Below are 12,418 nucleotides of genomic sequence, written 5' to 3'. Positions count from 1 at the left end.
CCACGCTGCTTGCAGAAGTGTATTGACCGTCACTTGCTTTTGCTTAACCAGCTTGTTCATCCGTTCCGTCACTTCGCAGTCCAGTGTAAACGAAAGCTTGTCCGCTTCATATTCTTTAGCGTGACCGTCCAGCTGTTTTACCTGCGGCAATACCGTCTGCTGCTCAAAGCCAGCAAAATAATCACTCCAGAACCGTTCAGCCTCCGCGTTGTCCTGCCGATCCAGCCATTCAATGTATTCGCTGTATGGTGTTACTGGGACAAGCTCCGGCTTGCGGTCTTCGAGTATTGCAAAGTACGTATTAAATGCTTCCCCTACAACAAGGAACAAGCACCAGCCGTCCATCAAAATATGGTGGAAGCTCCACACAAAACGATACGACTCCTCGCCTGTACGTAAAATAGACACCCGCATCAGCTCGCCTGAGCTGAAATTAAAGCCTTCGGCTTTGTCACGCTCAGCAAAATCAGCAATGTATGCGTCCTGCTCTCCTTGTTCCATCGAACGTACATCTTCAAAACGGAACCCGGCGTGCTTGTGACGGTACACCACCTGTAAAGGCTGCTCATTCCATCCGCTATAAAAATTCGTTCTGAATATTTGATGACGATCCACCAACTGATTTAGGCTTTCGGCAAAAGCCTCCACTTGAAAGCTGCCTTGCAGATCAAATGTCGCCTGCTCAAAGTACGCCCCCGATTGCGGCTCCATTAAGCCATGGAACAGAATGCCTTTTTGCATCGGTGTTAACGAATAAATATTTTCTAATTCTCCCGCAGCAGCCGTCTGCTCTACAATATGATCCAGCTCTCCAGCCGTCAGTCCTTGGAAGGACAAGTCGCTTGGCGTCAGCTCTGGCAACTCTTTTTCCACACAGTGAGCCAATACCTCACGCAAGCTCTCCTGCAGCAGATCAGCCAGTTTTTTGATTGATTTTTTCATAAACATTTTGTTGCTGTAGCTGATTGTCAGCTCCAATGCACCGTCCGTGATCATGCCGTTGATATCTAGAGCATACCGCTTGGTCAACGTGTCACTAATGGAAGCTCCGATGGAATAAGGTGACATGCGGAATGCATTATTCTTCAAATCCTGATCGAATTGTCCGAGATAGTTAAAGCTGATTTCCGGCTCGGCAACAAAAGCTGCTTCCCCTTCTTCGTCAGCAAGATATCTTAAAATCCCGTATCCAATCCCTTTATGCGGCAAACGGCGCAGCCCTTCTTTGACGTTCTTGACACGCCGTCCCACATTCCGATCCTCGCCCATATCGAGCACAACCGGGAATTGGCTGGTAAACCAACCGACCGTACGCGTAATATCCACATCCGGCAAAATAGCTTCCCGTCCGTGACCCTCCACATTTACAAGCACCTGACGGATGCCTGCCCACTCCTGAATTGCGGTGCCCAGAGCTGTCAGCAACAGGTCGTTTGCTTCCGTATTGTAGGCACGATGAGCTTGTTTCAAAAATTGTTCCGTTTCTTCTACCGTCCACGCTACTGTCAGTGTCCGATCATCGCGAAGCTGTGGCTTGGCCTGAGATTTACGAGTGTAATCTTTAGGCAAGGATGCCTGACTCTTCCCTGCTTGCTCAATCTGCTCCCAATACGCACGCTCGTACTCCAACGCTCCACTGCTCGCATAAGCGGATAGCTGATCAGCCCACAGACGGAAGGAATCCGTCTTATTGGGCAAACGGACAGACTCGCCCCGTAAAGATTGCTCATAGCCGGTTGCCAAATCTTCCAGCAAAATACGCCAAGACACGCCGTCGACCACCAAATGGTGGATCGCTACCAACAAATGGTCTCCATCGATGCAACGGAACAGACCCAGATTTACCAGCGGTCCTTCGGACAGGTTTATGTTGTTTTGAATTTCAGTTGCTTTCGCCTCAATCGTCGCGCTCAGAATGGCTGCATCTGTCAAATCCCTAAAGTCCAGCACGTCCAGATGATACAGCTCGCCTTCCTGTATTCCGCGGTTCCACGCTTGAAAGCCTTGCTCGGTCTTCCTGAACACCATCCGCAGTGCATCGTGGTGCTCCGTCAGCTTGATAAGCGCCTGACGCAAAGCAGCTTCGTCAAAGCCCTGCTCCCGGTGCAGCATAACCGCCTGATTAAAATGATGCGCATCCACTTGCTCTTGTTCAAAGAACCCGTGCTGGATCGGAAGCAACGCTGTTTCCCCGCTCACTTCTCCCTGATCTGCTATATGACTTGCCTCGTGCATGTGCGGTGCCAATGCTGCAACGGTTGGATATCGAAGCAGATCCTTCATGTCCAGCTTGTAGCCTGCCTGGAACGCACGAGATACGATTTGAATCGCCTTGATCGAATCGCCGCCCAGATCAAAGAAATTGTCCAACATTCCGACGGTTGGCACGCCCAGGACTGACTGCCAGACGGCTGCGAGTGCCCGTTCCGTTGCAGTGCGTGGCTCTACATAATCCGCTCCGCTTTGCAGGCTGCCTTCCGGTGCTGGCAAGGACTTACGATCAATTTTACCGTTCGGTGTCAGCGGCATCTGATCCAATTGAATGAAATACGACGGCACCATATAGCTTGGTAGCTCCCGCCCCAGCTCACTTCTCAGTTCGCTGGCTCCGAGTTCTTGACTCGCCACATAGTACGCCACGAGTTGTTTTTGACCCGTTTCGTCCGTATGGGCCACGACGACCGCTTCTCGTACCGATTCCACCTGCAATAGCTGCGATTCAATCTCGCCCAGTTCGATCCGGTAGCCCCGGATTTTCACCTGGTGGTCCATCCGTCCCAAATATTCAATGTTGCCGTCCAGCGACCATCTCGCCAAATCGCCTGTACGGTACATACGTTCATACCCGACTTTGCCTCCGGCAAACGGATTATCCACAAATTTCTCGGCCGTCAGTTCTTCGCGATTCCAATATCCACGGGCCAATCCTTCCCCTGCAATACATAACTCGCCCGGCACACCGACTGGCTGCAATTCCCCACTCGCATTCATGATATAGATTTGGGTATTCGCGATGGGACGTCCGATATTAATGTCTTGAGCATGAGTCAGTTCCTGTACGGTCGACCACACCGTCGTTTCTGTAGGTCCGTACATGTTATAAATGCGGGGACCGTTTATTTCTTGCAGTGCTGCGAGCAGCTTGGACGGAAGGGCTTCACCCCCGACCATAATTTCCTTTACGTCTCGCAGCGCGCGGAAACCTGATTCATGATCCATCAGCATTTGCAGCCGCGATGGTGTCATTTGCAACATATCAATATGATGGTGAGCAATCAACTCACCAAGCGCCTGAGGGTTCACCTGATGCTGGCGGTCGCCAAGCACAACAGTCATTCCACTCAACAGGGGCAGGATGGTTTCCAATACGAAAATATCGAATGAAATGGTCGTCAGTGACAAAATCGTTTTGTTCGCTTCAAAGTCGATGATTTCACGCATCCCGGTAATAAAGTTGAGTACCGAGCGATGCTGGAGCATAACTCCTTTCGGATTTCCAGTCGAACCAGAGGTATAGATGACGTAAGCCAGATGCTCTGGGCGGGCAAACGCCTCTAGGTTGCCGCTTTCTCCCTGATACAATGCTGCATCCTCAAGAAACATGGTATTGGCGATGTAATGATGTTCTTCTGCCAGATCACGACTGGTCAGAAGCACTTCGGCCTTGCTGTCTTCCAGCATGTATTCAATACGAGATGACGGAAATTCGGGATCGATCGGCACATATGCACCACCTGCTTTTAAAACGGCCAGCAGACCTACGATCATTTCCAATGAGCGCTGCACCATCAGACCAACCAGTTTGTCAGGTCCTACTCCTTGTGCTTGAAGCATTCGTGCCAATGAATTCGCCCGTTCATTCAGCTCCCGATAGGTCAGACACTGATTTCCAAACATAACCGCTGTCTGATCCGGTGTACGTTTTGCCTGTTCCTCGAATAGCTCATGAATCCCCACATTGTGTGGATAGGGCACTGCTGTCGCATTAAATACATCCATAATTTGTGCCCGTTCTTCGTCACTCATCAGTGACAACTCCTGAATCCGCTTCTGTGGCCCTTTCACCATATGTTCTACCACACTCAGGAATTGGCGAATAGTTCGGGCGATCTCCTGCTCGCTGAACAACTCGGTCCGATAATCCAGTTGCAATACAAGTTTATCGTCATCCAGCATGTCTATCATGGCAATATCGAAGTCACTCACCGTATCTCCGCAGAAATCGGTATGCACCTGCTGAACGGCTTCATCAAAACGGGAGAAGCTCAGTGTACGGTATTGAATGGTAACGCCAAACAGGCGGCGAATGTCCGTGCCGCTTTGCTGTTCACGCAAATCCTGCATGATTTTGTTGTACGGATAACGCTGATGCCGCAAAATGGACGCCTGCTCCTTGCCAACACCTTGCAGGAAGGTGAGTAGCTCGGATTCCGGCTCAACCCGCAGACGTGTAGCCACAGTGCTGACGAACATGCCCATTGTATTTTTTTCCTTCTTCAACGTACGGTTAGCGTACAATGTACCCACGGTTAAATCCTGTTCCCCTGTCATTTTATGCAAATAAATATACAGAGCAGCCAGGAAAAATGTAAAAATACTGATGTTATTCGCCTCGCAAAAAGCCGTGACACCACGATATAATTCGTGTTCCAGTGTATAGTTCTCCCGGCGTGCAGCCGTACTCACCGTAAGCGGATTGTATGATTTTAAACCTGTAACCTCCGGCAAATCGGCAAATTTCTCCGTCCAGTACGTCTTGTCCTTTTGATAGCGGTCCGATTGCTCATAGCTTTGCTCCACCTGAATAAAATCGAGATATGAATTCGCTGGAGCCGACGCATCTGAACCTGTACCATGCACAATATTCATATAATGGCCCGTAATTTCATTAATGGCCTGCTCCATGGTTACGCCGTCCGAAATAATATGGTGCATTTTGAAACTAAACCAGGTGTCTTCTGCCCCCAACCGCAAAATAACAAACCGATACAGCTGCGAATCCAACAAGGGGAACGGCTGTGCGTTATGATGGCTGACCCATAGCTCAGCTTCCTCCGGGGTAACCTGAAGCGTTTCTATGCTCTGAGCAGCAAACGGCTCCACATATTGATAGGGGATGCCGTCCCGAGCCGTGATTTTGATACGAAAAGAATCGTTTTGTGCAATCACCCGGTTCATTGCCTGCTGCAATGCATCTATTCGAACTGTTCCCTTGATTTTAACAGTGGTAATAATCGTGGACGTGTTGCGATTGGGATACACAAGCTCCGTGTACCAAATACGTTGCTGTGGTTGGCTTAATGCAAACAATTGAACATTGTGCTGAGTCATACGTATCTCTCCTCGCGAAATAGATGTGGGTAAAAAGTAACTCCTCATAAATGACCGTCCTTGTCAAGGAACTGGTCATGCGTACCTTTTCACCGGCATTAAATTGCCAATGACAGTCGGCAAAAGCGACCACTCCTGATATACCATTGAGATATGGGTGTCTTCGAAGAGCTGAATTTGAATAGAAACAAGCACATCTCTCTTTTTCATCACTCACACTTTCGCAGTGCAAGCTTTTTTAGTTGGGCGGACATAGTGAAATAACTCTGACTCTGGATGTATGAATATGTGCATGGAGTGAGAACATTTTTGAATTATGCTGAGAGTACATCTTGGTGGTGGGTTGTAGAATGGTTACCGCAGTGTTAACAACGTAGTGTATCGTGATGTGTGCTGTTTGAGTCTTGGCTGGAGGGTATCGATGCTGTGAGATGCATGAGCTGCTGCAGCGTGGTTAGGAGCGTAATTCTAGGATGAAAGGAGCGAAAAAATACTCACGACTGCGCTTATAACTTCCTGATTTTGTACATGGATGAAAAATGATGGTCATCGGACGAGCCAACGGGCTTCCCAGGCTGTTAAGGATATATTTCGCATACCTTAAAAATAATAGAGCTGTCTTTTGGAATACGGAAAATGATGTGAGACGGATTTACCAGATATGATGCTATGGACAGGGAATCTTGCAGTTTTGCCTATACAACTGCCATGCTGTTTCAATTACAATCAGTGCTCCCATACAGTGTCTAAAAAAGAAAACAGCTTATGTACTTATGAAGCCATTTCGGGAAGCCGTGAGGGCATGTTGTTCTGTTTGATATCCATGGAGCTTCTGCTGAACAACTTTCATGTTCTGTAAGCCATTCAGGTTTAAAGCCCCCATGTCGGGCGAAACAAAATAACTGGATCTTCTCAGTCAGATGGATCACGTTTTTAAAACCAAGACATGACCGAGTTGACATATAAATTTCTCATATCCTCTTACTGTCCAAAATCTCACAATAAATCCTTATATCCCTTTTTTCCTCCCAATACTTTCTAGCTATTTTAAATATACAAACTTTAAAACCGATTAGCATGGGACATAAGTTCCAAATTAATGGATTTCATGAAATCAATAAATAACCCATATTATTCCATTATTTTTAAATCTTCAAATGCAAGAATTTTACTTTTTTATTAAATTGAATACTGACCATGACTCGTTAATGTGATTCAAAACAAAATTTTTGATTTTATAAATTGATAAAATCAAAATGATGTAGGCTTGCAAGAAAGTCCAAAACCCTTGTGCGAAAACAAATTTTACGTTACATACCATTAACACAAATATAACAAATCAATCCTGACATTATCCGACAAATTTCAACTTTTTCAGCAATATTCTTTAATTACCTATATCATGGAATTTATTTTGCATTAAGCTGGAATGATTCAAAATTAATAACTCTTCACTTTTTAAATAGATAGTGACTTTTAATAGATCTTTTGAACTAATTTACATGCGGAATTTTCTTTAATTTTTCTCCTGAAATTTTAGTTCAGCTTAAATTTCCTCTAATTTAAGCTATAAATTTTATTTTTTAATTAATAGAAACGTTTTTATTCCCCTTTAAAAATATAAATTTTTAGAAAACTCATAACTTTGGAACAATTTTTTTCCGCAAAATTTAATGAACGGAAAATACAAAATAGCAAGTCTCCATGTTGCAAGAGACTTGCTATTTTAAAGTTTTGGCGACTTGACCCTTAAGAATGAAGTGAATACTCCCACAGCAAACGTACCGGAAACATTTGTTGTGGAATGTATACTGTGTACGAATCGAATCGTTTTTGTTGCCGAGCGCATCACAACCGAGTGAGCTTCTGCCCTGTGACCAGACAGGAAACGAATCCTTTGAAACCACTCACCAGTTATCCAGTCAAGCCCTCGTACATCACGTCTTTTAAATGACAAGCGCTTGCCGCAGCTGTTCACATTAACCGATTCAAAATGGTGTGCGTCAGGCAGGGAAATGATTCGTAATGCTTTACCCGTTGGGAAGCTCCAGTTTTTTTACGCAAAACAATCTCATTACTGTCTTCCTCGCTATACATCCCATCCAAACGAGCGCTGACAGCCCATCCTGACAATCCAAACTGTTCCGAACTGGAGATCTCCATTAATGCGCCATCCAAAGCAATAATTAAATCGCCGCTTTTTACCGTCAATGGTTGTTCGCCTAATTTACCAGCTTGCACTGCCTCCGTAATGAGAAACAGCGAAGCATCTCTAACCTAGCATGTTCCCCTTTTAGTTGATCCAGCTGTTAAGTCTCTTAGCATCAAGCCAATGGAATATGTATTTTGTGGTATGGATTATTCTTCCCAGTATATTGACATAATTAACAAAAATGCTGACATCTATGTAACTCGATGTCAGCAGGCAGAAATCAGCACTGTCAATTTGCTGTAGATATACTACGAAGTCAACTACCTTCAGCAGAATAAGAATAGTGAATAGTTCTTCACCCATCCACCACATCTGCTTGCAAATCTGTTGCAATTTCAATCATCTTAGGCACGACAGCCTCATCGGAAATAGCCACATACACATCACCCATGTAATGACGAAAAGGTATTTCTACATCAGCATACTTCCACATGAAAAAGTCTCCCTCGATCGACATGGTGCTCTCAGCACCTTGTATGATTAGTACTCGTGAATACGAAAAGTCTGGCTGGGATGCAAAGTAATCTTTGCACTCCTCCAGGGTAATGGATTGCTCCACAGGACTTTCCTGCATGGAACGGGTGATTCGAAAACGCTGGTTCATTGATCTGCCTCCACAATTATGATTAAAAAATTCTGGCTTTCATACCTTATAATGTCCACATGCTGCTGTCAATTTCGTTGGAATTATATGGATATTTAATATGCTTTCAAGCATTTACTTTTAAGATGCATGTTCAAACTGACTATTGTATAGATCGGCATAGAAGCCGCCTTTAGCCAACAATTCCTCATGGTTACCCATTTCGATAATGTCACCGTCCTTCATGACCAGAATCAGATCCGCATTCTTGATCGTCGAAAGTCGGTGAGCAATCACAAAGGAGGTTTTCCCCACAGTCAGCTGGTCCATCGCTTGTTGAATCAGCAATTCCGTACGCGTATCGACCGAGCTTGTGGCCTCATCCAGAATGAGCATGGGTGAATCTTCAATCATCGCTCTTGCAATGGTAATCAATTGCTTTTGACCGGCAGAGAGATTGGCTTTGTCATCCAGCACTGTATCATAGCCCTGCGGCAGTGTTTTAATGAAGCTGTGCAGACCCACCGCTCTACATGCAGCTTCCACCTGCTCATCGGTAACATGATCTTTGGAAAAGACGATATTGTCACGAATCGTTCCTTCGAACAGCCAGGTATCCTGAAGCACCATACAGAATAATTCATGAATATTCTCGCGCGTTAATTGGCTAATCGGGGTGCCGTCAATGTAGATTTCTCCATCGTTCAGCTCATAAAACCGCATGAGCAAATTCACGAGCGTGGTCTTACCAGCGCCTGTCGGACCGACAATGGCAATTTTCTGACCAGCTTCAGCTTTCATGGAGAAGTCCTTGATGATCATACGATCTGCATTATAGCCGAAACGGACATGTTTGAATTCGACATCCCCTTTGGCAGTGTCCAGCTTTATGGTCTTGTGACGCTCATCTGCCAATTCTTCTTCACCCAGAAATTCGAATACACGTTCACTGGCGGCAGCCGCCGACTGCAGATTGGTTGCAGCCTGTGCCAGCTGCGACAAGGGCTGTATAAACAGACGAATATACACCATGAAGGCGACAATAGTTCCAATAGTTATAGTCTGTTGGTTGACCAGCAAAGCTCCCACGACACAGACCGCGACATAACCAAAATTTCCAATGAACATCATGACTGGCATCATCAGACCAGACATGAATTGGGACTTCCATGCATTTGTATATAAGCGGCTGTTAATGCCATGAAACACTTCCTTGGCTGCTTGTTCCCCGTTATATACCTTGACTACGTTATGACCAGCATAAGTTTCTTCGATATGACCGTTGATCTGGCCAAGCTCCGCTTGCTGTGCTACAAAGTATTTCTGTGAATGCTTCATAATCACGCTCATCAGGCAAAAGCCGATCAGCGTAGCTATAATTCCGGTAACGGTCATGATCCAGTTCGTATACAGCATCATAATCAAGGCGCCCACGAAGGTAGCCAGCGCACTGACAAGCGTGCCGAGACTGTTGTTTAACGTTTGTCCAATGGTATCGACATCGTTGGTTACACGGCTAAGCACATTACCGTAACTCGTAGAGTCAAAATACTTCAAAGGCATATGATCGATTTTTCGAGACAGTTCTGTCCGCATCTTCTTTGTAAGACGCTGTGAGACGGTTGCTGTAATGAAGCCCTGAAAATAGTTAAAGATAAGACCAAATCCATATAAAAGCGCCAATACAAGAACAATCTTCTGAACAGCACTTACATCAATCCCGGTCACGATTCCTTCCTGAATCAGGTTGGCAATATCGCTGAGCTTATCGGGGCCAATCACGTTGAGGGTGGAGCCGACCAGGGCCAGTACCATAGCTAGTATAATCATAGGCACATAGGCCTTGCTGTAGGATACAAGCTGGCTGATGGTCTTTTTAAAATTATTCGCTTTTTCACCAGTACCCTTGCCCCCCGCGGGTCCTTTACCCATGGGACCTCGCTGATTCATTTTCATTTGCTGGCTGTCGACGGTGTGTTCATTCTTATCCATGTATGAGTTCCTCCTTAGAAAGCTGCGAATATGCGATTTCCTGATAGGTGCTGCAGTTCGTCATCAGCTCTTCATGCGTGCCGCTCCCTACAATCTCTCCCTGGTCCAGCACGATAATCCGATCAGCGTCTTTGATCGTACCTATGCGCTGACCAACGATAAGTGTCGTAGCGTGGCCGGTTTCTTTTTTGAGAGCGGAGCGCAGAATCCGGTCTGTTCTGTAGTCTAATGCCGAGAAGGAATCATCGAAAATATAAATTTCCGGCTGACGGTAGATGGCACGCGCAATGGACAGCCGCTGCTTTTGACCACCGGACACGTTCGCTCCACCTTGCGAAATTCTACCCTGATATTGACCATCCATTTTTTCAACAAACTCCGTTCCTTGAGCAATACCAACGGCTTCTTTAACGAGTTTCTCCGAAGCTCCTGCTCTTCCGTTATCGCCATACGAAACGTTGGATACAACCGTACCGTTGAACAGTACAGCTCTCTGGGGGACATACCCGATTTTGTTATGGAGTGCCTGCTGATTATAGTTCCTGACATTCACACCATCCACGAGTACCTCTCCCTCGGTCACATCATAGAAACGGGGAATCAGATTGATCACGCTGGTTTTTCCGCTGCCTGTAGCGCCAATAAAGGCAACCGTCTCGCCTTGTTTCGCCGTAAAGCTAATGTTGCGAAGCACGGCCTCCTCCGCGTCCGGATATTTGAAGCTGACATTACGGAATTCCACTTGCCCCATAACGCTCTCTTCTCCAGTCGTCTCATGCCCGTTAACGATGCTGGATTCGGTATTCAAAACCTCCATGATCCGTTTGGCAGAGATCGAGGCGCGAGGCATCAGAATGAATATCATACTTACCATCATAAAGGCCATAACCACCTGCATTGCATAAGAGGAGAATACGACCATATTGGAGAACAACGTGATGCGGTCTGGTACGGCCGCCCCGTTAATCAGGTAAGCGCCGATACAATAGATAGAGACACTCAGCCCTGACATAATAAAGGTCATACCTGGGCCAATCATCGTCATTAATCGGTTCGCGAACAGGTTTGTATTCGTCAACTCAACGTTAGCCTGCTCGAACTTCTCCTGCTGATACTGATCTGCATTATAAGCGCGTACTACCCGAAGTCCGATCAGATGCTCACGTGTTACCCTGTTCAGATTATCGGTGAGACGCTGGATTCTCTGAAAACTTGGAAGAGCGAAAACAACAATGACACTTAGCATTAAAATCAGAGCAACCACGGCCGCTCCTGTGGAGGCGGTCCACTGCCAGTTTTTATCCGCAATCTTCACAATAGCCCATACGGCCAGAATCGGTGCCTTGATGATCACCTGCAGCCCCAGCGCAACCACCGTTTGAATCTGCGTGACATCGTTCGTGGAGCGGGTAATGAGGCTTGCCGTCGAAAAGCTGTTCATCTCTTCCATCGAAAAGGATAAGGTCTTGTCAAAGACCATCGCACGCAGACGCATAGCCAGCCCAGCAGCCACCTTTGCCGCGAAATAGCCCACAATAATAGATGCAATCATACTGCCGACGGCACAAAACAACATGTAACTGCCGGGAATCAGCAGTTCGGACACAGGCGTTCCTTCCGTTTGCAGCTTGGTCGTAATTTCCGCCATATAATCAGGCAGCTTCAGATCAAGCCATACCTGAACAACGATGAAAGCTAGGCTGCAAAGTACGAGCATCCATTCATTTTTCTTGAGATATTTGAATATCTTTAGCATTCTGTTGCTCTCCTTTTATCTGATAGTCTTTGATGTTTGGTGAAGTATGGTGCGTCCTGCATCTGCATAGAAGTTCAGCTTCTAGAGACAATAAGCTTAATGAGTCGAATCAGTTCTTTAGCATCCTCTTCGTCTAACTTTCGAAGAACATTCTCGGTCCATGCAATTCCTTCATTATGCCTATCAATCATGAATTGCTTACCTGAATCCGTAATGAATACAATCACCTTACGTTTGTCGTTGACATCAGTACGCCGTACAACTAGTCCTTTCTTCTCCAGACTCTTCAGTGCCGTTGCTACCCGTCCCGTACTGACGGACAAGTATTCGCTCAAGTGGCCAGAGGTAACCCCGTCCTTATTGAAATTCAGACAAATGAGAATCCCCATTTCGCCACGTGAGAAGTGCCCTCGTTCCTCTAATGCCGGTTTCCGCGATTTGACGATATACTCGAATAGTTCTGTCGCTAATGCTTTATAATCCATTGGTCACAACACCTTCTCGCTAATACCTTATAGTATGAGATAATTAATCTTATAGTATA

General features: G+C 46.1%; 6 protein-coding genes. All 6 read right to left on the bottom strand.

All coding sequences use genetic code 11. The features are described from left to right. On the bottom strand, positions 1 to 5,331 hold a 5,331-nt coding region (locus tag ACUYLD_RS24475; RefSeq protein ID WP_446676181.1), incomplete at its 3' end, for an amino acid adenylation domain-containing protein. Between the two features lie 1,974 nt (positions 5,332 to 7,305). Further along, complete coding sequence (locus ACUYLD_RS24470) at positions 7,306 to 7,542, bottom strand: hypothetical protein (RefSeq protein ID WP_446676180.1); 237 nt, start codon at positions 7,540 to 7,542, stop codon at positions 7,306 to 7,308. A gap of 296 nt (positions 7,543 to 7,838) precedes the next feature. Next, positions 7,839 to 8,147: a hypothetical protein gene (locus tag ACUYLD_RS24465; RefSeq protein WP_061830895.1), complete on the bottom strand. Its 309-nt coding sequence runs from the start codon at positions 8,145 to 8,147 to the stop codon at positions 7,839 to 7,841. A 120-nt stretch (positions 8,148 to 8,267) separates the two neighbouring features. Then, positions 8,268 to 10,118: an ABC transporter ATP-binding protein gene (locus tag ACUYLD_RS24460; protein ID WP_446676179.1), complete on the bottom strand. Its 1,851-nt coding sequence runs from the start codon at positions 10,116 to 10,118 to the stop codon at positions 8,268 to 8,270. Next, positions 10,111 to 11,874 (bottom strand): ABC transporter ATP-binding protein, encoded by a 1,764-nt coding sequence (locus tag ACUYLD_RS24455; RefSeq protein ID WP_446676178.1) that lies wholly within the window; start codon positions 11,872 to 11,874, stop codon positions 10,111 to 10,113. Before ACUYLD_RS24455 ends, ACUYLD_RS24460 begins: the two co-directional genes overlap by 8 nt. Positions 11,875 to 11,948: 74 nt before the next feature. Continuing rightward, positions 11,949 to 12,359 carry a MarR family winged helix-turn-helix transcriptional regulator gene (locus ACUYLD_RS24450; RefSeq protein WP_013310356.1) on the bottom strand — a complete coding sequence of 137 codons (411 nt, stop codon included), beginning with the start codon at positions 12,357 to 12,359 and terminating at the stop codon, positions 11,949 to 11,951. Positions 12,360 to 12,418 lie beyond the last annotated feature (59 nt).

The sequence above is a fragment of the Paenibacillus sp. SER-28 genome, assembly GCF_052906305.1.
The sequence above is the reverse complement of the archived record's forward strand: the minus strand, read 5'-3'. Positions and strand labels throughout refer to the sequence as shown.

Bases quoted from the DNA above. Each gene is read 5' to 3' on its own strand.
- ACUYLD_RS24465 (WP_061830895.1), bottom strand. From the start codon at position 8,147: ATGAACCAGCGTTTTCGAATCACCCGTTCCATGCAGGAAAGTCCTGTG.
- ACUYLD_RS24460 (WP_446676179.1), bottom strand. From the start codon at position 10,118: ATGGATAAGAATGAACACACCGTCGACAGCCAGCAAATGAAAATGAAT.
- ACUYLD_RS24455 (WP_446676178.1), bottom strand. From the start codon at position 11,874: ATGCTAAAGATATTCAAATATCTCAAGAAAAATGAATGGATGCTCGTA.
- ACUYLD_RS24450 (WP_013310356.1), bottom strand. From the start codon at position 12,359: ATGGATTATAAAGCATTAGCGACAGAACTATTCGAGTATATCGTCAAA.